This window comes from Marinitoga sp. 1197, assembly GCF_001021165.1.
Lineage (GTDB): Bacteria > Thermotogota > Thermotogae > Petrotogales > Petrotogaceae > Marinitoga.
Map to the genome: position 1 here is coordinate 1 of NZ_AZAY01000051.1, position 24462 is coordinate 24462.

The following is a 24462-nucleotide window of genomic DNA, read 5'->3' on the forward strand; positions in this document are numbered from 1 at the left end:
TTGGCGTGAAAGGCCAATGTCCTAGGCCGCTAGACGATGGGGGCAATTCGGTTGAAATCTCTTTCATAGCCGAAATATATAATATCAAAAAATTTTTAAAAAGTCAAGAAAACAAAAGGTTAAGTTCTTTAAGAAATGATTTCTAATTTTGGAATATTAAGCAATATAGAAAAAAGTTTTTGAAAGGCTCGCTTCCTATGACTGATTTTATTTTTTACTTCTTCACCTAATTGTCCAAAAGTTAAGGTTTCTCCTTCAGGAATGAAAATTGGATCATATCCAAAACCTTTTTTTCCCAGAATTGAATAAGCTATTTTACCTCTTACTTCACCTTCAACTGAGAACAAAATATTATTTTTAGGATCAAAATATGTTGCTGCACAAACAAAACGCGCATTTCTTTTTTCAAAAGGTACATTTTCTAATTTCTTTAAAATATGTTTCATCTTTTCTTTATATGATTTGTTTTCCATAAATCTTGCAGAATATATTCCTGGAAAACCGTTTAATATTTCTATTTCCAACCCTGAATCATCCGATATAACCGGCGTTCTTAAGACATGAGCTGTTTCTATCGCTTTTTTTATAGAATTTTCAAGGAATGTTTTACCATCTTCATTCACTTCAAAATTCTTCAGAATTTCAAACATTCCTTTAATTTCAAAATTTTTAGGTTTTATTTCATTAACTTCTTTTAATTTATGTTTATTATTAGTCGCAAGATAAATTATCATATTCCCATACCAACCTCTTTCAATCTTTTAGCTGCTTCTGATGGATTCACCTGATGAAATACACCAGCACCAACTACAAATTCTCTAACTCCTGAATTATAAAGCTCTCTAATATTTTTCAATCCAACACCTCCATCTACTTCAATTACTGTATTCAATCCTTTTTCATCTATTAGCTTTTTTAATTTTTTTATTTTCATAAAGATTTCTGGTATAAACTTTTGCCCTGTGAATCCAGGATTTACACTCATAATTAATACTCTATCAACAAATGGGAGTATTTCTTCCAGGAGCAATACAGGGGTATGCGGATTTAATGATACTCCTGCATCGCATCCTAATTCTTTAATTTTTGTAATTGTTCTATGAAGGTGTGTAACTGCCTCATAATGAACTGTTATTCCATTTACTCCCATTTTGGCATAATCTTCTATATATCTATCTGGCTCTATAATCATCAAATGTGTATCAAGATATTTATCTGTAATTTTTCTCACATATTTTACTATTGGACTACCAAAAGAAATATTCTGTACGAATACTCCATCCATTATGTCTAAATGAATCCCATCAATATTATTTTCTACACTTTTTATATGTTCTCCTAATTTTGAAAAATCTGCGGCTAAAATTGAAGGATATATTTTCATTTCCATCTTTTCCTCCTTATTTTTTTATTATATTCTTCCACTTCATTATATATTTTTAAATAATTTTTATACCTCACTTCGGATATTTGGTTATTTTCCACAGCTTCTTTCACACCACAATGCGGCTCATTTATATGAACACAATCACTAAAACCACAATACATAGAATGTTCATGAAATTCTACAAAATATTCCTGTAATTTTTCAGGTTTAAAATCATATATTTCAAAAGCTGCGAACCCCGGAGTATCTGCAACAAATCCACCAAAATCAAATTTTAATAATTCTGTGTATGTAGTTGTATGTTTTCCACGCTGTAGTTTATCGGATATTCTACCCACTCGAAGCTTAAGACCGGGATTAATTGCATTTAATAAAGAAGATTTCCCTACTCCTGACATTCCAGCAAATGTTGATATTTTATTTTTTAAGTGTAATTTTATCTCTTCAATACCTATTTCTTTTTTTGCGCTTGCCAGTATCACAGGATATAACGGCGAATATATTTCTAAAAATTTATCAATTTCATCTTTAGTTAATAGATCTACTTTATTTAACACTATTATACAATTCAAATTATTTTTTTCTACCTGAATAAGAAATTTATCTATTATTAAATAATCTACTTTTGGGCTCTTCAAACAGGTTACTAAAACTGTTTGATCAACATTCGCAATTTTTGGTCTGTAAAGCATATTGCGTTTAGGAAGAATATTTTCTATTTTAGCTACACCATTTTCAAATGAATAATCCACATAATCACCAACTATTGGTGTAATTTTTTGTAATTTGAATTTTCCCCTTAGAAATGCTGTTATCTTTTCCTTTGTTTCTAAATCAAATAATTCCAACGTATTTGAATGAAAACGAGTCACTATGCCTCTGCGTATATTCACCTATTCACCTCCGAGGAAGATATTTTTAATAATATAGTATCGCCTTTATTTACATTTGTTCCCGGCTTTGGTTCCATATCTATAACTGTTTCTATTTTAGTATCAGAATTATATATTTTTATTATTTTATAATTTAATTTGTATGCTGTTAAAAACTGTTCTGCTAATTCCAGAGGAACACCTATCAGGTCTGGTACTTTAAGCGTTTCTATTTTTCCTAATTGTATAAACACGTGTCTTCCTTTTTTTACTCTGGATCCTGCTGATGGTTCAGTGTATAATACTGTATCACCAATTCCCTGAATTATTGGAATTAATCCTGTTTCTTTTAGTGCTTTCATTGCCGTGTTTTTTTCTTCTCCTTTTACATCAGGGATGACAACATATGTATAATTATTGACAAAAATAAATATAATTAGGAGTAAAATTAAACCTCCTGTAATTGCCCCTAATATATACATAAAAAAATTGTATAAAAATTTTTTTATACGTTCTCTAATATACAAAAATTTCATTTCAAATTTATTCCTCTTTTTCTTAGTTTTAACTGCCCACATGCAGCATCAATATCTGTGCCCTTTTCAACCCTCAATGTGGCTTCTATGTTATATTCCTTCAATTTGCTTACAAAATTATTCAAAAATTTCTTTGAAGGTCTTTCAAATCCTGCTGGATTTGGGTTTATCGGTATTATATTAACCATTACTTTTAATCCTTTTAACAATTCTGCCAATTCTTCTGCATACTTTTCCTCATCATTTAATCCTTTTATTGCTATATATTCAATAGTCACTCTATTTTTTGTCTTTTCCTGATAAATTTTACAGGATTGTATTACTTCTTCTATTGGATATTTAGCATTAATTGGCATTATTTTATCTCTTATATAATTGTTTGGCGCATGTAACGATACAGAAAGCCTGATATCTAATTCAAAATCTGCTAATTCTTCTATTTTATCAGCTATTCCAGCTGTTGAAATAGTTATTCTTCTTGCACCAAGATTTTTCATTTTTTTATTATTCCAGTTTCTAATGGCCTTTAATACATTATCATAATTTAATAACGGCTCTCCCATTCCCATTAGTACTATGTTATTAATATTTACGTTTTTTAATTTTTCTATAGCCAGAACTTGTGATACTATTTCTCCAGAACTTAAATTCCTTTCAAAGCCACTTGCTCCAGTTGAACAAAATTTACATTTCAAAGCACAACCAACCTGTGTTGAAATACATGCGGAAGTTCTATTTGGATAGAATAATAAAACCGATTCTATTGTCTTTCCATCTTCTAATTTCCAGAGAAATTTTGTAGTTTTATCTTTTTTTGATTCCTGAATTTCAATTGGTTCAGGAATATATATGTAAAAATGTTTATCCAGAAGTTCTCTGTGAGATTTGGATAAATTTGTCATTTCAAAAAAATCAAAAATGTGTTTTTTGAATATCCAATCTAAAACCTGATCAACTCTAAATTTTTGTAAACCTATTTTTTTAAATTCTTCAATTAACTCGTCATAAGAAAAATCTAATATATTTTTTTTAACCATTTCAAAGCCCTCCTGATTTAAAACTCTCCTAATTTTACCTTCCTTAAAATACGCAACACTCATAACTCCAAGTTATTTCAAATTCTAATTTTTCTGCTAATTCTACAGTATATTTTACAGGTTGAACAATTTTATCTGCAATAAAAAGTAATTTTTCCTGTAATTTTTTCCTATACATTCCTTTTGGATGCATACATCCAAGGGTCAATTTTACATTTTTCATAATACTTTTGGTTTCATAAAATACTTCAAATACTTCTTCTATTTGTGGAGGATTATTTTTTTCAAAATACGATCCTTTAGTAGGAATAAAAACTAGAAATATTATTTCATCTATTTTATAATTTTTTAGTCTTTTTAACACATCAATTTCATGTGTTAATTTTCCACCATTTAATCCTATAGTTATGTGCGGTTTTACATTGAATCCTAAATTTATTAAATCATCAAAGGTTCTCCACATTTCTTCAAACTTATCTATTCCATAAACATTTAACATTGTTTCTTTATTTCCAACTAAATCAAAAGATATTGCATCACTAATATCCTTAATCTGATTTAATTCATTATAATTCATAAAACCTGTATGTAAGTTATATTTGAATTTATATTTATCTTTATACTGTTTTAATTTTTCAACAAAGTTATATACAGGGACCTTTATTTCTTCATTCATTCCTCCACTTAATAATAATGAACTCATATCAGATAATTTCTCAATATCATTTATTGTTGCCATGTTTTTTAGATAGTGCTTGTTACAGTGTTTACAATTAAGATAACAAAAACTTCCAGTTAACGATATAGATTTTGTATTTTGCATTTTAACAAAATGTATTTTATTTTCCATCTATACCACCACTAAAATTCTCACAGGCCTCTTTTGCTGCCAGCTGTTCTGCTATTTTTTTAGATTTTCCTATTCCTCGTCCATATCTTTTTCCATTTATTATAGCATCAATTATAAATGTTCTATTATGTGGAGGTCCTTCCTGCCTTACAAGTTTATATTCCGGTCTTATTTTTAAATCTTTTTGGGTTAACTCTTGAAGCCGCGTTTTATAATCTAAAAATAATTTCCCTTCTATTGATTGTTCAATAAAGTTTTTTAAATTTTTTATAGCAAATTCTCTAGCTGTTTCAAATCCTAAGGATAAATAAATGGCTCCTAATATAGCTTCAAATAGATCTGAAATTATTGAATGCTTTTCTCTTCCACCAAATTTTTCTTCATTTTTACTAAGTAAAATATATTCTCCTAATTTTAATCTCTTAGCTGTCTCAAATAATATTAATTCACTTCCAACAGTTGCACGGATTCTTGCCATATCTCCTTCATTTAGATTATAATTCTTAAACAAATGTTCAGCTATAATCAAATTTAATACAGAATCACCTAAAAATTCAAGTCTTTCATTTGATTTTATAGGACGACCTTTTGAATTATAATCATTAGAATATGAAGAATGACAAAGAGCTTCGAAAAGAAGCTCTTCATCGATATTTTCAATATCAATAATTTTTTTAACTTTTTTTACAATTTTCTTTTCAAAATCATTCATTTATTGATTTTCTCCTTAATTTTTTCGTATAAGGAATCCTCATCTAATCCAAATATTTTAAATAAATTTTCATTATTGCCAGATGGAGAATAATTATCAATACCTAAATTCTCAACACTTAGAGGGGATAATCTGTTTTCAACCACAGATTTTGAAAATTCTACCATTAATCCGTTATATTTATTATGGTCTTCATAAATTATTATATGAGAGTTATCGATGTATTCAGATATTCTCGATGCATCAAATTCTAAAGGAGCAGATACATTTATAACTGATATGTTTATACCTTCTTTTTTTAATTTATCAGCAACTTTAACTGCTTTATAAGCTACACTGCCATGAGTTAAAATTGTTAACTTTTCTCCTTTTCTTAATATATCCATCTTTCCATATTCAAATTCATAAGTTTCACCAAAATATGGATTACCATTTTCATCCAATATTACAGGTATTTTAGATCTACCCATTGCAATTACAACATTCCCCAATGTTGATGCAGCATATCTAACTGCTCTATCTGTTTGGTTAGGATCTGCTGGTACTATTAATTTTGTATCAAAGAAACTCCTTACAATTCCAATATAATTGATTTCATGATGAGTCTTTCCATCTTCACCAATATCTATACCACAATGAGTTACTGCTGTTTTTAAGTTCGTATGATTTATGTCATTTAATCTCTGTTGGTTGAATGTTTCATCTAATCCGAAAACTCCAAAATCAGCAAAAAATGGTATAACACCACAAACGGACATTGCACCTGCAATTGTAGCTGCATTATGTTCCTGAATACCTATTTGAACATATGTTTCTGGACTAACTTTTTCAAATTTACCTAATTTTACTGAAGGTTTCAAATCACAATCTACTGCTACAATTTTTCCTTTATTAATCTTGGCTAAATCTGCTATTGCATTTCCAAAAGCTCCTCTATTATCTACTTTATCTTCTTTGGTATAGGTGATAGGTGTTCCTGCATCGGCTGTTATCACATAATCATCAAATTCCAATTTTTTCCTTAATAAAGGTAAGGTTTTTCTCATTTCTTTATATTTTTCTATATCATTTTCCACACCTAATTCCTTTAAAGCTTTATCTGCTTCAACATCATTTAGAGGTGCTCCATGATATTCATGCCTATTTTCCATAAAAGATACGCCTTTTCCTATAATAGTTTTGGCAATAATTACAGTAGGCCCTAATTTATAATTTTTAGCTTCTTCTATTGCATTAAATAATTGTTCAAAGTCATGTCCATCTACTTCTATAATATTCCATCCAGCAGATTCATATTCTTTAAAAAGATCAACATATAAAACATCTCTTGCTCTTCCAGAGATTTGTATATCATTATAATCTACCAATACAGTTAGATTATTTAAATTTTCTTTTTTAGCTGTTCTTCTTGCTTCGGCAATTTGACCTTTTGGTGCTTCACCATCACTGTGCAAAACAAAAACGTGATAATTATTTCCCGTTATTTTTGATGCTAATGCCATACCCACTCCAGCAGATAAACCTTGTCCTAAATTACCTGTAGTCCATTCAATTCCAGGAATTCCTCTTGTAATATGACCTTCAAATATAGAACCTGAATGTCTGAATCCTGCAATTACTTCATCTGGATTTAAAAAACCCAATCTTGATAATGCTGAATAAACGCCCGGTGAAGTATGTCCATGACTTATAACCACTCTATCTCTTTTATAATCGTATGGATTTTTTGGGTCTATATTTGCCAGATTAAAAACGCTCAAATACATGTCAATAGATGACATAGAACCTCCAGGATGTCCGGACTTTGCCACAGTTGTCATTTTTATAATGTCTCCTCTGCAAATTTTTGCTAACTCTTTTAATTCATTTAAAGATTTTTTCATCAATACTCCTCCTTTTATCGTTATAATCTATTTTATAAAAATTTTTATAATTAAGTATAAAAAATTTAATATAATACTTATTAATATTGCCGATGTTATTGGAAAATAAAAGATAAACCCTTCCTTTTTTATTATTATATCTCCTGGAAGATGCCCAAATTTAAAAGGTATTTTATTAGAAAAATAAAGAACAAAACCTAAAAATATCATTAAAATACCTGAAGATATTAATAATTTTCCAATATTTTGCATTTTAATCACCTAAAGGACATTTCTTTTTGAAATATTCGAAAGGTAATTTAACCATTACCGGTTGATTATTTTCAATTATTTGTAAAGTAACCTGCTTTAGAAACGCATTTACTGTAATTACTCTTGCGGGAACGTTTTCATATTCTATAGTCGTTCCTTCATTTGGAATACATTTTAGTGTGGATTCATAAAAATCATTTTCATATGCAAGACAACACATTAATCGTCCGCAACGACCTGAGATTTTAGCTGTGTTTATTAACATTTGTTGAGTCTTTGCCATTTCCATTTTTATTGAATCAAATTTTCTTAAAAACCTTGAACAACATGTCATCTGACCACATAGTCCGACTGCTCCTATCATTTTTACTTCATCTCTTATACCAATTTGCCTTAATTCAATTCTTGCCTTAAATTCTTTTGCTAAGTCTTTTACTAATTCTCTAAAATCAACTCTTGTATCAGAACCAAAATATACAATTATTTTTGACCTATCAAACATATATCGTGCAGATAAGATTCTCATAGGAAGTCCCAATTCTTTAGCTTTTATTTCTGTAATTTTTTTTGCTTTTTCTGCCAACTTTTTATTTTCTGAATATTTTTCTAAATCTTCATCATTTAACTTTCTTAGAATTGAGGTTACTTCATACCCAATTTCTTCAAAAGTCAGTTCTTTCGGTCCAGATACAACTCTTCCAACATCTAATCCCATCTCTGTGTTAACTAAAACCAGATCTTTTATTTTAATATCCTCCCCATTTCCTGCATAATATTGTATAGGAGATAATTTTGTAGTTTCCACACCATATACTAAAGCCTTTAAATTAATCATATTGAGTCCTCCTTATTTTTAAAAAAAGCCTGAATAAATCTTAAAAACATAGTTTGTATAGTTAAGTCAAAATTAAAATTTGAAATAGTACTTTTGGAAATATCTTCACACCATTTTATATTTTCATATATCTTTTTGAAATCAAGATCGAAGTTGTATAGTCCAAAAAAATAAACCATATTTAATGAATAAAATTCTTTCCAATAATTGGTCAAAGAAAATATAAATGAATCATGGTATAATGCCAAAAATAATTTCGAGAAAAACTTTAGTGTTTTTAGCTTATCGTCTATTTTATTTTTATACGACAATATTTTATCAATTATATTTTGAATTTCTATTAAATTTAGTTTTTCAAATCTTTTTATTAATTCAAAAAAAGCTTCATATTTATAAATTCTATTTTCTATGTCATCTTTTTCATTCATAATATATTCTACAATATTATATGCGTCTAGATCCGGGAATGACTTTACTGTATTTAATATATTTTCTCTTTTTTGTGGATTTTCCAATATATAATTAGCACATTCAAAATCGTTTTTTATGGAATAAGATAAATTAACATAACATTCAGGACATACTCCTTTTATTTTATTCAAAAAATCTGGATTAGGTAATAATATTTTATATAATCTGCTTCTAATAGTAGGTAAAAGATTATACCATCGCATTGTAGTAGTTATTATTATTGCAAAGTCAGGAGGTTCTTCAAGAATTTTTAGTGCTGAATTTGCAGCCTGTATATTCATTTTATCTATCTCATGAATAATTATCAATTTATAATCCGAAAAATTTGGTTTATATAGCAAAAATTCCTGCATTTCTCTGATTTCAGAAATCTTGATATTTCCTCCTTCAGGAAAGATTTCAAAAATATCATTTATATTCACAGTTTTTTTTATAGATTCAATCATATTATTTAAAACGAATTTATTTTGATTCACAAGACATACTGAACTTCCTTTAAATTTAGAAATATTGCTAGCTATAATTTTTATCACCCCATTATTTATACAAATCAAGCAGTAATCCATTAATTGAATCAATTTTCTTAGCATAAATAAAGGCTCCACTTTCATTTTTTAAGAGTTCGTCTGTGATTGTTTTGAGATCCTCATTTATTTTTTCTGCTATTATATAAAAATTTCTTTCTTTGAAATTGGCTTTGGAATTTAAAAGATATAAGTTTTTTTCTACCTTTTTTAGAAAACTCTTTACACTTTTTTTGTATTTTTCCAGATTCCTTTCTATTGGAGATCTTTTAAATTCAGCACCGTATTCTTCAATTTTTTCAAGAAGTTTATTTAAATCTTTTTTTATTATTTCTATTTCATTTAATTCCATAACTTCTGTAAAAGAAATCTTTTTTCTTTTCATTACAGTATGACCTTTTTTAGTTTTTTTATTTTTGGTTTTCTTATTTTCAGGTTTTTGCGTTGAATTTCCTGATAATGGATTTATAAACATGCTCTCACCCCCGTTGGAGAACAAAAACAAATATTAAATTATTTAAATGCACTTTTATTATACTACAAAAAAGAGAAATATAATATTTTTTCTAAACTCTGATATCTTAAATTTTAAAATAATTTATACTGTACGTTGTTCAATTAGTAAAGCGAGCGAAAACTCGCAGATTGTCCGAAAAAATAGCGAATGTAGCCGGTCAATTTTGCACGGATGCAAAATACCGAACATGGATGTAAGTCTGATACGACCGGCGAGAATGAGCTATTTTTGAGGATTAACAATCAAGATTTGAGCAACTTTACTTTTTGGACATCGTATTTATACTGTTGAAATATTTAAAAATAAAATAATATTAACATCTCATTTTGTATTTCAGATTATATTATAAAAAAGAAAAAGGGGCATTCCCTTTTTCTTTTTTATATTTCTATGCTTTAATATGAGACTTTGCAAGTTTTATAACAACTTTTCTATAAGGTTCTAATCCAATAGATTCTGTTTCTAAATCAGGATAATTCTTTCTTACATACTCATGAACAATACGCCTTTCATATGAAAACATAGGAGCTAATTCGATTCTTTCATTTTCTTCATTTAATCTTTTAATAGCATTATCAACTATTTCATAAATTTTTTCTTTTTTCTTTCGTCTATATTCTCCTACATCCAGATTAACATCTATTTTTGTGCTTGATAATCTATTAATGTATATTGAAAGTATATGTTGCATAGCTCCAATAGTTCTTCCATATTTTCCTATTAATTTTCCTAAACCTTCTCCTTCCATTCTTATCAATACGTTCTTACCCTGAAAATTTATTGAATAATTAAAATCTCCATCAAAGTTTTCCAGAATGGAACTTAAAAATTCATTTAATCTGTTCATCAAGTATTTTTCATTTAAAAAAGCGTTAATAATCGCCATTTTATTCCCTATTCCCAAAAATCCTTTTTTAGGTTGTTGAATAACTTCAAAACTTATTTCTTCTGGAGAAACACTATAAAATTTCACCGCTTCATTAAACGCTAAATCTATACTTTTACCTTCAAAGTTTTTTTCTCGAATCTTAATATTCACTTTGAGCACCTCCTAATTATTGCAACTATTTTGATGTTTTATAGGGTTTAGGACCTAAACCAAGAAATTCTCTCAATGTTAAACCTTTTATATGATTTTTCTTATTAACATAAGCAGTAATAAATACCTGTAAAATCGCATTGGTTACCCAGTAAATAAATATACCCGTTGGCAATCCTATGAATAAAAATGGAAATACTACCATCATAATAGCTGTGTTCCATGCAGTTTTTCTATCAGTTGCAGATTGCAATGAGTTATATAAATAAGCCCCAACACTTAAAAGCACTAAAATTATATTCTGGGAAAATCCACCCTGAGATAAATCTGTCCATAGCAAAAATCTCGGATTATACGCAAAAGTTCCCTGATAATAATTAATAGCTCCATATAATATCCAGAATATTGGAAGTTGTATAAAAGCTGTCAAACAGCCTCCAGCTGGATTTATTTTATGTTCTTTATATAATTCCATTAATGCCTGTTGTTGTCTTTGTGGGTCTTTATATTTTTTCTTTATCTTTTCTATTTCAGGTTGCAACTTTCTCATTTCTATCATAGATTTAGTTTGTTTATGATACAAAGGATATAAAATTAATCTTATAACTAAAGTAAATATCATTATAGCCCAACCAAAATTTCCTGTAAATCTATATAACCACCATAAAAATGTCACAAATCCATAATTTATATACCATAACCAATTAATTGCACCAACAGTTTTGGATAATTCCCTTATTCTATCGTATTTTTGTGGGAAAACCTGTTTAATGAATATATATTTTCTCGGACCCATATATGCTTTAAAAGTTTTATCAGTTGTAATTTGAATAGACTGGTCTTCAATATTCAAGTCTGAGGCATCAAATATGAAAATGGATTTTATAGGTTTTTCAAGATAAGATATTAATAATTCATTTTCAACAGCAACAGTGTTAGGATACGAGATAGTAGGAATCATCACTTTTCCGTATAAATTTTTAAAAGAAATTTCAAAATCATAATATGGAGTGTTGAAAAATTTATAACTCTTTATTCCTCCATTTTCAAAATAAAAATTCAATTCTACGAATTTATTTATATGATCTTCTGAAATATCAAAAGAAGTTGGCAATAATTCATTACCATTTTCGTCATATATATCAAAACTATCATTATAATAACTATAAATTTTGGTGAATAATGTATTGCTTCTATCTTGTAATATTTCAAAACTTTTCATATGCCCCAGATTATCAAAAGAAACTTTATATAATCTCATTTGCAAATTAATTTCTGTTGAAGACGAAGTAATGCTATATTCTGGTGTTTGTGAAAAAACAAAAACTCCTAGGACTATAAGTCCTATAATTAAAAGTATTTTCTTCAATTTTTTACACCCCTTTGTTTATTTTTTATTTGTGGTATAAACGAAAATCTTTCTGGTACCGGATCAATCCCGCCCTGATGGAAAGGATGGCATCTGAGAATTCTTAATATTCCTAAATACATTCCTTTAAATGCACCAAATTTTTCAATTGCTTCATATGTATATGTTGAACATGTTGGATAATAAATACATTTTGAAGGTTTATAAGGCGAAATACTTTTTTTGTAAAACTTTATAAACCATAATAATAATCTTTTCATTTTATACGCTCCATTATATCTAAAATAATATTTTTAATATTATTAAAAGACATATTATCAAATTCTTTAGAAAGCCTTTTTCTTGGCAAAAATACTATATCATAATCTTGTGGAAAGAGACTTTTATTTTTTCGATATATTTCTCTAATATATCTTTTTAACCTATTTCTTTTATAAGCTTTTCCAAATTTTCTTTTTATAGTAATACCAATTCTTGAAAAATTTAAATTATTTTTGGTATAAACTATTACAAAATACTTATCAATATGTCTCTTTCCACAAGAAAAAACTCTGTCAAAATCCTTTTTAAAATGAATTCTTTCTTTTTTTTTAAAGGTCTCTTTCATATCAAACAGCTAATCTTTTTCTTCCTTTTGCTCTTCTTCTTCTTAAAACAGCCCTTCCACCTGGAGTTTTAGTTCTTGCTAAAAATCCATGTGTTCTTCTTCTCTTTCTTCTTGAAGGTTGGTATGTTCTTTTCATTAGAATTCCTCCTTTTAAAATTTTTCTATATATACCTTCACCTATTATACCCTTAAAATATTTTTTATGTCAATATAAAAAGTTACAATTATTTTGTTTTTAAGAAAAAATTCGGGACATCCCGAATTTAATGTAACATTTTTAATTGTTCCTGGCGTAAATTGATGATTTGAATTAATTTTGTATATTCTTCATCTGTAATTTCACCTATTTTAAAATCGCAATGATAATAACCACTAAAAATTTCCTCTTTATATATAATTTCACCTATTAAATTAATTTTCAACTTCATAGCTTCAAAGGTTATTAAAATTTTTTTATCTGACATTTTGTTTACTTTATCTTTCAATGCATAAAAAATTATATTTTTATTTGAAATACTCTCTATGTTAATTTTAAAAGCTTTTTCATTATCAAGACGCCACACATATTTATTTACAAAAACAACCCTTTTTAGTGGAACTCCTATACCATTCAAATTCCATTTTACAGAAATAATTTCATTTTCTTCAATATCTTTATTAATTTTCAAAATATATCCAAGACGATTTTTTCCAACTATTGTACAATTTCTTAAAATAGAATTGTTTCCAGAATAATATTCCAGGTAAATTTCTTTATCTAATTCAATAATTTTTTCATTAATATTAATAATATCATTCTCAACCTCAACTATCTTTATTGGAATATATAGATTAATATAATCTTTTTTGAGATCAACAATTTTAGCTTCAATTCTTATATCTTTACCTTTATAATCAAACGTAACAAATACATCATTGTACTTCATAAACGTGTTTTGAGATAATCCCCCATAAAATTCAGGTATTATTTTTATAACAGATTTTACTATTTTTTCATCTAACTTATTGCTTTCTACCATTTTTAATAATATTTTTATTGCATCTTCTATTTTCATTGCCTTTCTCCACGGCCTATTTGAAAGCAATGCATCAACTACTTCAGCAACAGCCAAAATTCTTGATAATATTGAAAGGTCGTATTTGCTTTTCTTTGAATATCCACTACCATCAAGATATTCATGATGATTTTTAGCTATTTCAACAAATTCTGAAAAATAATCATTTCCAGCAAATAAAAACTCTAATTTTTGTGTGTGTTGTTTTATCTGTTCCAATTCATGTGGTGTAAGTTTCTCAGATTTTTGAAGAATATCTTTAGATATCCATATTTCTCCAAGATCATGTATTAAAGCCGCATAATATACTTTTTCAATATCTTCCTGTTTTAAACTTAATTTTTCAGCAAGAAGAACAGATAAATCTGCTATTCTCAGAGAATGATAGTATGTATAAGCATCATGAGCTTTTAATATATAAAATAGTGAATTTATTGTTTGCTCAATTGAATATTCTTTCAAAATATAGTCTTTGGTATCTAATATAATGGTTAAAAAACTTTTTAAATGTTCATAAAATAGGTCTTTTAACGTATTAATATTATCATATTTTGTCGTTTTATCTATTAATACATATATAAATCCAACAACTTCTTTCCTAAAAATAATATTTTGACCAACAGCAAAATAATCTTCTTTACCTTCGAAAAAATGTTTGTTAATAGATTCTTCATATAGAACCGAGTCAAAATTATTTACAAGAAATTTCTCTTCTACGGAAAAATACATACCGTTTATAGAAAAATCAAAATCCATCTTTTCAGAGTCAAAATAAGTAATAACTCTAAACAAGTTTTCTGATATTTTAATACCTAAAATCAATCTAAAATTCGAAATAGGCATATTTGCAATAATTGAATTTATTGCATCATATTGATTAATCATTTATTTCACCTTTACCTTTAAGATTTTTTGATGTGCCAACAATAATAAACATACCATCTTTTAACAATTCCGGTGATTTTATATTATTAATCTTCAACAAATAATCTATAGAAACACCAAAAATCCTTGAAATACTATATAATGTATCTCCATTTTTTACTTTATAATAAATATAATTATCTTCTTTTAACACTTCTTTATAAAATTTTTCAAATACTGAATCATCTAAAGAATATATTTCTCTTGGAAATGTATCTTTTATAACAAATGAAAAATTATTCAAATTTAAATTCGTACTTTCTTGGCTAATTTTCACACCATGAAGAGAAATATTTTTGTATAAAATTAATATAGAAATATTAGCATTTTTTATTTCTTCATTATATTTCTTTATTATGCTATTTGAACCGTACACAGTAAAATCGTTATTTGAATAATCTTCTTTTCTTTCAATTAATCCCAATACAAAAATCTCATTATTTTTATATAAATATTTTGTGTAGGGTAAATAACAAAAATCTTTTTTAAATTCTAAATTAGCAAGTAAAAATGGCATGTTTACGTCAAAAAGCCCTTTATTTAACGAAATTTCTAAAAGGGGTTTGTATGCAGGAATTTCATAATATCCTTTTCCGCTTTTGGAAAAATTTATTGAAAACATTATAATATTATGTATTAAGAGTATAAAAATTATTACTTTTTTCATATAATCCCTCCTGAGCTCTATCAGGATAATTATATCATAAAATAATTAAATTTCATTATATATGTCAATAAAAATATATTCTAAATTAAATTCTTTTTCCAATAATTTTGCAATGGATTTTACTCCAAATGTTTCTGTTGAATAATGCCCAGCATTTATATAATTTATCCCCATTTCTTTTGAAATATTTCTAATATGTTCCTTCACCTCTCCAGTTATATATGTATCAACTTTACCTTCAAGTAACTCTAAAGCATAAGAACCCCCACCTGATATAATAGCAACTTTTTTAACATAACTTTTATTTCTATATATTAATAAATCATCACGTTCAAATACATTTTTCAATTTTTTTTCAAATACATCAAATTCTACTGCTTTATTATATTCACAAATAAAACCCACATCAATAGATTCTAATATTTTCAAATCAAGTTTCTTAGCGATCTGTGCATTATTTCCATATTCAGGATGTGCATCAAGTGGTAAATGATATCCCATCAAAGTTAAATTATTTTTAATCAGTGGTGATATCCTGTTTTTCAAATATCCACGTATTTTGAAAAAACCTTTTCCAAAAATTCCATGATGAACCAATAACATATCTGCATTAATTTTTAATGCTTCATCTAAAAACTCCTTATTAAAAGATACTCCAATGGCTACCTTATTCACTTCATGTTTTCCTTCAATCTGTATTCCATTAAAACAAAAATCATTAAATTTATCAATTTCTAAAAGATTATTTAAATAATTTTCTATATCAAAAATATTTGCCATATTTACACCTCCATATTAATTATAACAAAAATGTCTAATAAACAAAAATAACGAGGCCCAGAAAAGGGCCTCTAACTTATAATTAATAAGATTACTTTTTAAATAACTGCTAATTCTGTTTCCTTATCAAATACATGCATTGTTTCCATTTCTAAAATTAGTTCTACCTCTGTATCTTCTTTAGCTTTTGTAGTTGGATCAACTTTAGCAACCAACGATTGACCTGCTATATTTACATGCAACAATGTTTCACTACCTAATGGTTCTGCAACATCTACAACACCTTTTATAACATCATTAGTATGTTCTCCTTTATATATAGATTTATCATGAATATTTTCCGGTCTAATACCAAAAATAACATCTTTGTCTACATAAGACTCCAATTTTTCTTCAAATTGTTTTGGTACTTTCACTTTAAAGCCGTTTGATGTTATCCATAATCCACCTTCTCCTCTGATTACACTTGCTTCCAAGAAATTCATAGGAGGTGTTCCTATAAATCCTGCAACAAATTTATTTGTTGGTTTGAAGTATACATCATATGGAGAGCCAATTTGTTGAATTACACCATCTTTCATAATAACGATTTTATCAGCCATAGTCATAGCTTCAACTTGGTCATGTGTAACATAAACAATTGTTGCATTTAATCTATGATGTAATTTTTTCAACTCACTTCTCATCTGAACCCTTAATTTAGCATCTAAGTTTGATAAAGGTTCATCAAATAAAAACACTTTTGGGTCTCTGACTATAGCTCTACCAACTGCTACCCTTTGCCTTTGACCACCAGATAATTGCTTTGGTTTCCTGTCTAATAAATGTGCAATATCTAAAATTTTAGCTGCATTTTTAACCCTTGCATCTATTTCATCTTTAGGAAATTTTCTTAATTTCAATCCAAATGCCATATTATCATATACTGTCATATGAGGATAAAGAGCATAATTCTGGAAAACAAAAGCAATGTCTCTATCTTTTGGTTCAACATCGTTAACTACTTTACCATCAATAATTAATTTTCCATTTGTAATCTCTTCTAAACCAGCAATCATCCTTAAAGTCGTAGTTTTACCACAACCAGATGGCCCCAATAATACGCAAAATTCTTTGTCTTCAATTGTAAAACTTGCATTTTTTACAGCATGAAAACCATTAGGGTAAATTTTATCAATATTTTCTAATACAACCTGTGCCATTTAAAACACCTCCATATTATTCATATAAACTATTATTCATCTAAACTTTCAATCTCTTTAAATAAATCTTTTATTTCATTATATTTACCAGGTTCTCCAATCTCCATTAAATATAAATCTCTTATTTCATCAATAAAATTCATTAACTTTTTAAATCGTTCAAAATCAATCAAAACAAATTCTGGTTTCCCGTTTTTGGTTATTACTACAAAATTTTTTTTTGATTCTTCTGCAGCTTTAGAAAATTTGGCTTTCGCTTCCGCAATACTATAAAATTTCAAATTTTCAATATCCATAAAAAACCCCCTTGACTATAATTATAGTCATATTAACAAAAATCAAAAAATTCATATTCAAAAGATTATACATATATATTAGCAAATATTTGTTATTAAATGTAAAATTCTAAATTTTTCTTATTTTTTCAAATTATCAAAAAAGCTTATATGAAATATAGCATTAATTTTATTTTTAGATATTAAGATAAAAAAAGGATTGCATCTGCAATCCTATATATCTATACCAAAATTATAATGTTTTTTTATATCTTCAAGTATTTCCCAAGTACATGAAAGTCCTTTTTTAAATCTAACCAAATCTCCCTTTTCAATAGTATAATCACCATTTTTAGTATGAACTATAACCTTTCCCTTTAAAATATAACAAACTTCAGAATCATCATAATACCAATCAAAGGTAGAAATCTCTTTTTCCCATATAGGCCATTTTTCTACATTTAATTTTTCAAGTAAAGATTTTTCTGGATTTTTAACAATTTTAATATCTGGATCATTTTCTAAAAATGCACTCATTGGATTTCTAAAACCTCCTTCAGTACTTAAAATTGCTTCTCCTATAAGTTGAAAATAAAATTCAACATCTTTTTTATTAAAATTTCTATAAAGAAAAACTTCCAGAGAGCTAAAATCCGCCTCTGGATTTTTTTCAAAAAATTCGTCTACAGCTTTTATAATTTCATCCATAACATATCACCTAAATCTGCATTCTCATAATTTCTTTATAAGCCTGAACTATTTTATTAGTTACTTCTGTTGTTAATTTTAACGATAAAGATGCTTTTTCAGCAGAAATAATAACATTATGAATATTATCTATTTTTCCTGCTGCATAATCTGCACTCATTTGTTCGGAAATTTTCTGAGTTTTATTTACATCTTCAATAGCATTTCTTAAAATGTCAGCAAAATTCAAATTTTTTGAAGATGTATTATTACTTTTTTGCGTCCTTGCTATATTATTAATTCCATTTATTCCTGATACTCCTGGTATTTTTTCTATCATCTATTACACCTCCTAAGCTCCACGGCCTATAGATAATGCCGAATTAAACATTGTTTTTGCAGAATTTATAACAGCAACATTAGCCTCATACGCCCTCTGGGCACCAATTAAATCGACCATTTCCCTCAAAGGATTAACATTTGGATATTTTACATATCCATTTTCATCTGCATCAGGGTGACCTGGATCATACACTAATCTAAAAGGACTATTATCTTCCTTTAAATTTGAAACTCTTACTCCAGATAATTGTTCATCTCTTTTAGTCCTATTTTTGTTTAAAACTTCTTTAAATGTTACTATTTTTCTTCTATACGGCCCGCCATTTTCTGTTCTTGTAGTATTTGCATTTGCAAGATTATTAGATATTACTTCTGATCTGAACCTTTCAGCTGTCATACCACTTGCGGCAATATCCATTATTCTAAAAGTATTGATATTCATTTTTATCTAATTCCTCCTATAGCAGTTTTATAATCAGAAAATCTATAATTAATTAGTTTAGTTAAAGCATTGTATTGTAATGTATTCTCCATCATTTTAACCATTTCAACATCAATATCAACGTTATTACCATCTTCTCTATTTGAACGCGAGTTATCTTCAATAATCTTATAATTCACCTCATTAACAGACGGTATATTTTTTATATGTTTTCCATTATTTGTTTTTAATTTAATCTCATCAGTATCCCCTAAAGCTTTTTTTAATTCTTCTTCAAAAGATACTTCTTTTCTTTTGTATCCCGGTGTGTTATAATTAGCTATATTATGAGAATATATTTTTTGTCTTGTTTCAACAGCATCTAATGCTTTTGGTATAATATTTATTGCAAGATCTTTATAAAACATTTTACTCGCCTCCTGAATTATTGTTCTATAAAAAAACTAAAAAAACCTAAGGAGATGGATGACATGAATAAAATATTTCTTATAGGTTATTACGGATATAATAATCTGGGTGATGAATTATTATTTCAATCAATATTAGAGATTTTTAGCGAATTAAATTTTGATGGAAAAGTTTATATATTATTGGATAAAACAAAAATAACTAAAAATTACAGCTTTAAGATACATAAAGTTGATAAATATAATATCCAGAAAATAATAAAAATTATAAAAGAATGTAATATAGTTATTTATGGTGGAGGCAATATTTTTCAAACAGAAACATCATTGAAAAGTTTCTTATATTATGATTTTTTATTTAAAATAGCAAAACATTATAAAAAGCACATATTATTTTTATCTCAGGGTTTTGGACATTTCAAACATAAATATGCAATAAAAAGGATGAGGAAAATTTTAAAATATAAAAATTTATCTGGAATATTAAGGGATGAGACAAGTTATAGATATGCGAAAAAATTTTCGAATCATTTTGAGTTAGGCACCGATATTGGAATGATAAATTACAAAAACCTTCACTTTCAGAAAAACACAAAAAAATCACACATATCTATAATAATAAAAAATAAACGAAATTGGGATAAGATAATATATTTGTTAAAATATGCTAATATAAATAGTATAACACCTATAGTTTTAAATAAATCTCAAGATGCCATTATATCCTATGATTTTTTTGAAAAATACAAAAATAATATAAATATATCTTTCCCGGTTTCAGAAGAAGATAAAATCATTAATGAAATATTAAAATCAGAATTTGTAATATCGGATAGACTACATGGAGGGATTTTATCCTTATATCTTGGAATACCCGTTATAATGTATAAAAATCAAAAGAATTATAGAGTATTCAAAACAATTGATAAAAAATATAATCTCTTTTTTAAAAATGAAGATGATTTAATTGATTCTTTATCTCAGTTAAAAACTTATGACTTTGAAAAAATACAAAAAATTTTCATAGATAAATTAAACATATCACATCAAAAAACTCTGGAAATTATTAAAACTTTTCTATAAATGTTAATTTCATATCAAAATCGTCTTATGATTTTTAATTCTCTACCATCAGTGGATAACACAAGAATAATATTATCAGTTGGCACTTCAACATCTATAGGATAACCATCAATTTTTAATTTTTCATATATATTAAAATTTTTATCAATTACAAAAAATTCACCTGTTATATGCGAAATTGCAAATAAATAATCACTTTTAGGGTTATATGCAAAATCTGTAATTGGGATATTTTTCAATATTACACGAGTACTTTTATCCTTTAATGAATAAATATAAATTCCACCAAAAAGAGAATTTCCTATAATGTTATCATTAAATATTCCTATGTTAATTAAATATTTTCCAAATTGGGCAATCTTTTTTTGATAATTATTCCATAATTCATAAATACCACCATCAAAATATTCACCTAAGTAATATTTATCTTTGTACTTTTTGATGTCAATAGGAAAAGAAATTCTTTTTAAATTCATTATAAAACTTTCATCACTTAATTTAAATAACAATTTATAAGTTGTAAGAATATTATCTTTTTTATTCTCATTTTCATACATAGGAATTAATATATCATCATCCACTATAGATATGAAGGGGGTTTTTACCGGAAATTTATAAAATTTCTCTATTTTTAAAGTTTCTTTATTTATTACATACATTCCATATGGATTAGTTGTAGTAAGATAAAACTTATTTTTTAAAAATTTCATATTTACAGGTTTTGCATTTAATTTCAACTTTCTGCTTAAAGTACCCCATTTATTAATTACTTTCAACGAAGGGTCTCCGTTATCTATTACATAGAGATAATTATTAATATAATATCCTGCCATTGGTCTTGAAACTATACCATTATCAACATACAACGTAACATCTCCATTAACATAATCGATAACCTTTACAGTACCACTATAATTACAAATAGTAGCATAATTACCAAATACATCAATATGAAATGTTCTTTCACCAACAGCTATTTTATCTACTATTAAAAAAGTATCTGGAGATGCTATCAATATCAAAGGAAAAAAAATGGATACAAGTATAATTATCTTTTTTATCATATACAACCTCCAAAAATCCGTTTTTTATATTATACCTCAAAAAAATTAAAACTCAAAAATTAGATTAAAAATAAATACCATTTTTTAAAGATAATGTTATACATTATTATAAGTATGGCGCTATAATTATACTTGACTTAAAAAATCATATTTAGGAGGGGAATTATGGAAATCGAATTAAAAAACACTACAGGTATGCAATTTGTTTCAAAAACTCCTTCTGGTCACGATGTAATTATTGACGCATCACCAGAAGTTGGTGGAACTAATAGTGGTCCAAGAGCTTTAGAGTTATTTTTACTTGGAATAGGCGGTTGTACAGGAATAGATGTTGCTATGATTTTAAAGAAAATGAAAGTAGATTATAAAGATTTAAGAGTAAAATTAGAAACAGAAAGAAAGGAAAATCATCCAAGAGCATTTACAAAAATACATATAAAATATTATTTTAAAGGAAACAACTTACCTATAGAAAAATTAGAACGTGCGGTAAAATTATCACAGGAAAAATATTGCTCAGCATCAGCTACTGTAAAAGGCGTTGCTGAGGTAACCTACGAAATTATAGTTGAGGAGGAATAATATGGCAAACAAAAATGTTCAATTTAAATTACCAGATCAAAATGAGTTAAAAAATATAAAACACATAATAATGGTAATGAGTGGAAAAGGTGGAGTCGGAAAATCAACAATAGCTGTAAATTTATCTGTAGCTCTTGCATTGGAAGGTAGAAAAGTTGGGTTAATGGATATTGATATGCATGGCCCAAATGTAATGAGGATGTTAGGAGGAACAGAAAAAGATCATCCTTATCAGGTTGGTGAAAAAATAGTACCTCCAGAGGTTAATGGCGTTAAAGTAATTTCAGTTTCACAATTTGTACCAGAAAGTGGAAAACCTATTGTTTGGAGAGGTCCAATAAAGACTGGAACAATAAAACAATTTTTTAATGATATTGAATGGGAAGAATTAGATTATATGATCATCGATGCACCTCCAGGTACAGGCGATGAACCGTTAACTGTTATGCAAATGTTAAAGAAGTTTGATGGAGCTATTATTGTTACAACACCTTCTGAAGTGTCAAAAGATGATGTGGAAAGGGCTATAAACTTCTTTAAAGTCATGGATAAAAAAGTTTTGGGATTAGTTGAAAATATGGCATATTTTGAATGTCCAAATTGCCACACAAAGCATTATATTTTTGGTAAAGATGGTGCAAAAAGTTTAGCAGAAAAGTATAAATTGCCTATTTTAGCTGAAATACCAATAAGCGAAGATATAAGAATAAACATGGATACAGGAAAACCCGCAGCATATTTTGGAAAACCTGAACACGTTGCACCCTATGTTCAATTAGCCAAAAGAGTTATAGCAGAAGTGGAAAAGGATGACAAAGAATGAGTAAGTTGAAAACCATGTCTATGGAATGGACTGGAGATTCCTTAATATTGGTTGATCAAAGATATTTACCTTTGGAAGAAACCTATATATCATGTAAAAATTATAAAGAAGTTGCTACCGCTATAAAAGATATGGTAGTTCGCGGGGCACCTGCGATAGGAGCATCTGCTGCTTTTGGCTATGTGCTTGGAGTAAAAGAATTTCTTAATGATTTCAACAAAATGAAAGAAGTCAAGAAAACACTTGCTGATACGAGACCAACCGCTGTTAACCTTTTCTGGGCTTTAGACAGAATGGAAAGAAAATTTTTGGAAATTAAAGACGATAAAAATTTAATAGATTTAATTGAAAAAGAAGCACTAAAAATAGCATATGAAGATATTGAAGCAAATAGAGCAATGGGAAAATTTGGTGGTGAATTGTTAAATGATGGCGATACAGTATTAACACATTGTAATGCAGGTGCATTGGCTACTGTAGACTATGGAACAGCTCTTGGTGTAATAAGAGGGGCTAGAGAATTAGGAAAAGATATAAAAGTATATGCAGATGAAACAAGGCCTTATTTACAAGGAGCAAGGTTAACTGTATGGGAATTATATAAAGACGGATTTGATGTAACATTAATTTCTGATAATATGGCTGGCTGGGTAATGAAACAGGGAAAAATAAATGCAGTTATTGTTGGAGCAGATAGAATAGCCTCAAACGGTGATGTTGCAAATAAAATAGGAACTTACTCTGTCGCTGTATTGGCAAAAAAACATGGAATACCATTCTATGTTGCTGCCCCATTATCAACTATAGATTTAAATACTCCAACTGGAAATGAAATCCCCATAGAGGAAAGATCACATAAAGAAGTTAGATTTTGTCATAAATCAAAAATGGTTCCAGAAGAAATCAAAGTTTATAACCCCGCGTTCGATGTGACACCAAATGAATTAATCACAGCAATTATTACTGAAAAAGGTGTAGTAAAACCCCCTTATTCTGAAAATTTAAAAAAATTATTTGAAAAATAAAATGAGGCTTCTGCCTCATTTTATTTTTTTATTCTTCATTAATACTTACATGATATTAGATACTTTACCGTAAAAGAATAATCCTCCCTTATGGAGGGTTATTCTTTTTAATTACTCACGCTTTTCGTGGTAGAACCTTTTTCTTTTAGATATTACAAAAAAAGCTATTAAGCAGGAATAATTGAATATTATTGTTTATATTTAATCGAAAAT

General features: G+C 27.3%; 31 protein-coding genes. 4 read left to right on the forward strand and 27 right to left on the reverse strand.

What is annotated here, in order from left to right:
• Positions 1-128 precede the first annotated feature (128 nt).
• The 26 genes from rdgB to flgB all read right to left on the reverse strand — a co-directional run bounded on the left by rdgB (position 129) and on the right by flgB (position 19672).
• On the reverse strand, positions 129-734 hold the full coding sequence (rdgB, locus tag X275_RS10725) for an RdgB/HAM1 family non-canonical purine NTP pyrophosphatase (RefSeq protein WP_047268808.1): 606 nt from the start codon (positions 732-734) through the stop codon (positions 129-131).
• Complete coding sequence (rpe, locus tag X275_RS10730) at positions 731-1390, reverse strand: ribulose-phosphate 3-epimerase (protein WP_047268809.1); 660 nt, start codon at positions 1388-1390, stop codon at positions 731-733. The genes rdgB and rpe overlap by 4 nt, the downstream gene beginning before the upstream one ends.
• On the reverse strand, positions 1381-2280 hold the full coding sequence (gene rsgA, locus X275_RS10735; protein WP_047268810.1) for a ribosome small subunit-dependent GTPase A: 900 nt from the start codon (positions 2278-2280) through the stop codon (positions 1381-1383). The genes rpe and rsgA overlap by 10 nt, the downstream gene beginning before the upstream one ends.
• Positions 2277-2741, reverse strand: coding sequence for a PASTA domain-containing protein (locus X275_RS11235; RefSeq protein ID WP_197072649.1), 465 nt, complete (start codon positions 2739-2741; stop codon positions 2277-2279). Before X275_RS11235 ends, rsgA begins: the two co-directional genes overlap by 4 nt.
• 50 nt (positions 2742-2791) lie before the next feature.
• The gene (gene rlmN / locus X275_RS10745) at positions 2792-3832 is read right to left on the reverse strand and encodes a 23S rRNA (adenine(2503)-C(2))-methyltransferase RlmN (RefSeq protein WP_047268811.1); all 1041 of its coding nucleotides are present in this window, start codon (positions 3830-3832) and stop codon (positions 2792-2794) included.
• 43 nt (positions 3833-3875) lie between these two features.
• On the reverse strand, positions 3876-4682 hold the full coding sequence (locus X275_RS10750; protein WP_047268812.1) for a radical SAM protein: 807 nt from the start codon (positions 4680-4682) through the stop codon (positions 3876-3878).
• On the reverse strand, positions 4672-5394 hold the full coding sequence (gene rnc, locus X275_RS10755) for a ribonuclease III (RefSeq protein WP_047268813.1): 723 nt from the start codon (positions 5392-5394) through the stop codon (positions 4672-4674). The genes X275_RS10750 and rnc overlap by 11 nt, the downstream gene beginning before the upstream one ends.
• A complete protein-coding gene (locus X275_RS10760) occupies positions 5391-7277 on the reverse strand; it encodes a transketolase (RefSeq protein ID WP_047268814.1) in 1887 nt (628 codons plus the stop codon). The genes rnc and X275_RS10760 overlap by 4 nt, the downstream gene beginning before the upstream one ends.
• A gap of 27 nt (positions 7278-7304) precedes the next feature.
• Positions 7305-7529, reverse strand: coding sequence for a DUF2905 domain-containing protein (locus X275_RS10765; RefSeq protein ID WP_047268815.1), 225 nt, complete (start codon positions 7527-7529; stop codon positions 7305-7307).
• Position 7530: 1 nt separating this feature from the next.
• The gene (locus tag X275_RS10770; protein ID WP_156166121.1) at positions 7531-8364 is read right to left on the reverse strand and encodes a PSP1 domain-containing protein; all 834 of its coding nucleotides are present in this window, start codon (positions 8362-8364) and stop codon (positions 7531-7533) included.
• Positions 8361-9281, reverse strand: coding sequence for a hypothetical protein (locus tag X275_RS11240; RefSeq protein ID WP_197072650.1), 921 nt, complete (start codon positions 9279-9281; stop codon positions 8361-8363). The genes X275_RS10770 and X275_RS11240 overlap by 4 nt, the downstream gene beginning before the upstream one ends.
• 91 nt (positions 9282-9372) lie before the next feature.
• Positions 9373-9834 carry a YaaR family protein gene (locus X275_RS10780; RefSeq protein WP_047268816.1) on the reverse strand — a complete coding sequence of 154 codons (462 nt, stop codon included), beginning with the start codon at positions 9832-9834 and terminating at the stop codon, positions 9373-9375.
• A 430-nt stretch (positions 9835-10264) separates the two neighbouring features.
• Positions 10265-10915 carry an RNA-binding cell elongation regulator Jag/EloR gene (gene jag, locus X275_RS10785; RefSeq protein WP_052913149.1) on the reverse strand — a complete coding sequence of 217 codons (651 nt, stop codon included), beginning with the start codon at positions 10913-10915 and terminating at the stop codon, positions 10265-10267.
• Positions 10916-10940: 25 nt separating this feature from the next.
• A complete protein-coding gene (gene yidC / locus X275_RS10790) occupies positions 10941-12284 on the reverse strand; it encodes a membrane protein insertase YidC (protein ID WP_047268817.1) in 1344 nt (447 codons plus the stop codon).
• Entirely contained in the window at positions 12281-12544 is a 264-nt protein-coding gene (gene yidD, locus X275_RS10795; protein ID WP_047268818.1) for a membrane protein insertion efficiency factor YidD, read from the reverse strand. Before yidD ends, yidC begins: the two co-directional genes overlap by 4 nt.
• Entirely contained in the window at positions 12541-12891 is a 351-nt protein-coding gene (gene rnpA, locus X275_RS10800) for a ribonuclease P protein component (protein WP_047268819.1), read from the reverse strand. The genes yidD and rnpA overlap by 4 nt, the downstream gene beginning before the upstream one ends.
• A 1-nt stretch (position 12892) precedes the next feature.
• Positions 12893-13027 (reverse strand): 50S ribosomal protein L34, encoded by a 135-nt coding sequence (gene rpmH / locus X275_RS10805; RefSeq protein WP_047265379.1) that lies wholly within the window; start codon positions 13025-13027, stop codon positions 12893-12895.
• A 127-nt stretch (positions 13028-13154) separates the two neighbouring features.
• Positions 13155-14831, reverse strand: coding sequence for an HD-GYP domain-containing protein (locus X275_RS11245; protein WP_052913899.1), 1677 nt, complete (start codon positions 14829-14831; stop codon positions 13155-13157).
• Complete coding sequence (locus X275_RS11250) at positions 14824-15537, reverse strand: LysM peptidoglycan-binding domain-containing protein (protein ID WP_052913901.1); 714 nt, start codon at positions 15535-15537, stop codon at positions 14824-14826. The genes X275_RS11245 and X275_RS11250 overlap by 8 nt, the downstream gene beginning before the upstream one ends.
• Positions 15538-15582: 45 nt before the next feature.
• On the reverse strand, positions 15583-16317 hold the full coding sequence (locus tag X275_RS10820) for a Nif3-like dinuclear metal center hexameric protein (RefSeq protein ID WP_047268820.1): 735 nt from the start codon (positions 16315-16317) through the stop codon (positions 15583-15585).
• 98 nt (positions 16318-16415) lie between these two features.
• Positions 16416-17519: an ABC transporter ATP-binding protein gene (locus tag X275_RS10825; protein ID WP_047268821.1), complete on the reverse strand. Its 1104-nt coding sequence runs from the start codon at positions 17517-17519 to the stop codon at positions 16416-16418.
• A gap of 32 nt (positions 17520-17551) precedes the next feature.
• Positions 17552-17815, reverse strand: coding sequence for a type II toxin-antitoxin system Phd/YefM family antitoxin (locus X275_RS10830; protein ID WP_047265382.1), 264 nt, complete (start codon positions 17813-17815; stop codon positions 17552-17554).
• A 213-nt stretch (positions 17816-18028) separates the two neighbouring features.
• On the reverse strand, positions 18029-18331 hold the full coding sequence (locus X275_RS11935; protein ID WP_047268838.1) for a cupin domain-containing protein: 303 nt from the start codon (positions 18329-18331) through the stop codon (positions 18029-18031).
• Positions 18332-18512: 181 nt separating this feature from the next.
• Positions 18513-18821 carry a flagellar hook-basal body complex protein FliE gene (gene fliE / locus X275_RS10840; protein WP_047265383.1) on the reverse strand — a complete coding sequence of 103 codons (309 nt, stop codon included), beginning with the start codon at positions 18819-18821 and terminating at the stop codon, positions 18513-18515.
• A gap of 12 nt (positions 18822-18833) precedes the next feature.
• Complete coding sequence (flgC, locus tag X275_RS10845) at positions 18834-19259, reverse strand: flagellar basal body rod protein FlgC (protein WP_047268839.1); 426 nt, start codon at positions 19257-19259, stop codon at positions 18834-18836.
• Positions 19260-19267: 8 nt separating this feature from the next.
• Positions 19268-19672: a flagellar basal body rod protein FlgB gene (gene flgB / locus X275_RS10850; RefSeq protein ID WP_047268822.1), complete on the reverse strand. Its 405-nt coding sequence runs from the start codon at positions 19670-19672 to the stop codon at positions 19268-19270.
• Between the two features lie 63 nt (positions 19673-19735).
• Between flgB and X275_RS10855 the strand changes: the two genes are divergently transcribed.
• Positions 19736-20755, forward strand: a complete 1020-nt coding sequence (locus tag X275_RS10855; RefSeq protein ID WP_047268823.1) for a polysaccharide pyruvyl transferase family protein — start codon at positions 19736-19738, stop codon at positions 20753-20755.
• Between the two features lie 14 nt (positions 20756-20769).
• On the opposite strand, the gene X275_RS10860 is transcribed toward X275_RS10855, so the two are convergent.
• On the reverse strand, positions 20770-21819 hold the full coding sequence (locus X275_RS10860) for a hypothetical protein (protein ID WP_047268824.1): 1050 nt from the start codon (positions 21817-21819) through the stop codon (positions 20770-20772).
• A gap of 165 nt (positions 21820-21984) precedes the next feature.
• On the opposite strand from X275_RS10860, the gene X275_RS10865 reads away from it, so the two are divergent.
• Genes X275_RS10865 through mtnA form a run of 3 tightly spaced genes read left to right on the forward strand, consistent with a single transcriptional unit; the run spans position 21985 to position 24249 of the window.
• The gene (locus tag X275_RS10865) at positions 21985-22401 is read left to right on the forward strand and encodes an OsmC family protein (protein WP_047268825.1); all 417 of its coding nucleotides are present in this window, start codon (positions 21985-21987) and stop codon (positions 22399-22401) included.
• Position 22402: 1 nt separating this feature from the next.
• The gene (locus tag X275_RS10870) at positions 22403-23224 is read left to right on the forward strand and encodes an Mrp/NBP35 family ATP-binding protein (RefSeq protein ID WP_047268826.1); all 822 of its coding nucleotides are present in this window, start codon (positions 22403-22405) and stop codon (positions 23222-23224) included.
• Complete coding sequence (gene mtnA, locus X275_RS10875; protein WP_047268827.1) at positions 23221-24249, forward strand: S-methyl-5-thioribose-1-phosphate isomerase; 1029 nt, start codon at positions 23221-23223, stop codon at positions 24247-24249. Before X275_RS10870 ends, mtnA begins: the two co-directional genes overlap by 4 nt.
• Positions 24250-24462: the final 213 nt, after the last annotated feature.

Bases quoted from the DNA above. Each gene is read 5' to 3' on its own strand.
- rdgB (WP_047268808.1), bottom strand. From the start codon at position 734: ATGATAATTTATCTTGCGACTAATAATAAACATAAATTAAAAGAAGTT.
- rpe (WP_047268809.1), bottom strand. From the start codon at position 1,390: ATGGAAATGAAAATATATCCTTCAATTTTAGCCGCAGATTTTTCAAAA.
- X275_RS11235 (WP_197072649.1), bottom strand. From the start codon at position 2,741: ATGTATATATTAGGGGCAATTACAGGAGGTTTAATTTTACTCCTAATT.
- rlmN (WP_047268811.1), bottom strand. From the start codon at position 3,832: ATGGTTAAAAAAAATATATTAGATTTTTCTTATGACGAGTTAATTGAA.
- X275_RS10750 (WP_047268812.1), bottom strand. From the start codon at position 4,682: ATGGAAAATAAAATACATTTTGTTAAAATGCAAAATACAAAATCTATA.
- rnc (WP_047268813.1), bottom strand. From the start codon at position 5,394: ATGAATGATTTTGAAAAGAAAATTGTAAAAAAAGTTAAAAAAATTATT.
- X275_RS10760 (WP_047268814.1), bottom strand. From the start codon at position 7,277: ATGAAAAAATCTTTAAATGAATTAAAAGAGTTAGCAAAAATTTGCAGA.
- X275_RS10765 (WP_047268815.1), bottom strand. From the start codon at position 7,529: ATGCAAAATATTGGAAAATTATTAATATCTTCAGGTATTTTAATGATA.
- X275_RS10770 (WP_156166121.1), bottom strand. From the start codon at position 8,364: ATGATTAATTTAAAGGCTTTAGTATATGGTGTGGAAACTACAAAATTA.
- X275_RS11240 (WP_197072650.1), bottom strand. From the start codon at position 9,281: ATGATTGAATCTATAAAAAAAACTGTGAATATAAATGATATTTTTGAA.
- X275_RS10780 (WP_047268816.1), bottom strand. From the start codon at position 9,834: ATGTTTATAAATCCATTATCAGGAAATTCAACGCAAAAACCTGAAAAT.
- yidD (WP_047268818.1), bottom strand. From the start codon at position 12,544: ATGAAAAGATTATTATTATGGTTTATAAAGTTTTACAAAAAAAGTATT.
- rnpA (WP_047268819.1), bottom strand. From the start codon at position 12,891: ATGAAAGAGACCTTTAAAAAAAAAGAAAGAATTCATTTTAAAAAGGAT.
- rpmH (WP_047265379.1), bottom strand. From the start codon at position 13,027: ATGAAAAGAACATACCAACCTTCAAGAAGAAAGAGAAGAAGAACACAT.
- X275_RS11245 (WP_052913899.1), bottom strand. From the start codon at position 14,831: ATGATTAATCAATATGATGCAATAAATTCAATTATTGCAAATATGCCT.
- X275_RS11250 (WP_052913901.1), bottom strand. From the start codon at position 15,537: ATGAAAAAAGTAATAATTTTTATACTCTTAATACATAATATTATAATG.
- X275_RS10820 (WP_047268820.1), bottom strand. From the start codon at position 16,317: ATGGCAAATATTTTTGATATAGAAAATTATTTAAATAATCTTTTAGAA.
- X275_RS10825 (WP_047268821.1), bottom strand. From the start codon at position 17,519: ATGGCACAGGTTGTATTAGAAAATATTGATAAAATTTACCCTAATGGT.
- X275_RS10830 (WP_047265382.1), bottom strand. From the start codon at position 17,815: ATGGATATTGAAAATTTGAAATTTTATAGTATTGCGGAAGCGAAAGCC.
- X275_RS11935 (WP_047268838.1), bottom strand. From the start codon at position 18,331: ATGAGTGCATTTTTAGAAAATGATCCAGATATTAAAATTGTTAAAAAT.
- fliE (WP_047265383.1), bottom strand. From the start codon at position 18,821: ATGATAGAAAAAATACCAGGAGTATCAGGAATAAATGGAATTAATAAT.
- flgB (WP_047268822.1), bottom strand. From the start codon at position 19,672: ATGTTTTATAAAGATCTTGCAATAAATATTATACCAAAAGCATTAGAT.
- X275_RS10855 (WP_047268823.1), top strand. From the start codon at position 19,736: ATGAATAAAATATTTCTTATAGGTTATTACGGATATAATAATCTGGGT.
- X275_RS10860 (WP_047268824.1), bottom strand. From the start codon at position 21,819: ATGATAAAAAAGATAATTATACTTGTATCCATTTTTTTTCCTTTGATA.
- X275_RS10865 (WP_047268825.1), top strand. From the start codon at position 21,985: ATGGAAATCGAATTAAAAAACACTACAGGTATGCAATTTGTTTCAAAA.
- X275_RS10870 (WP_047268826.1), top strand. From the start codon at position 22,403: ATGGCAAACAAAAATGTTCAATTTAAATTACCAGATCAAAATGAGTTA.
- mtnA (WP_047268827.1), top strand. From the start codon at position 23,221: ATGAGTAAGTTGAAAACCATGTCTATGGAATGGACTGGAGATTCCTTA.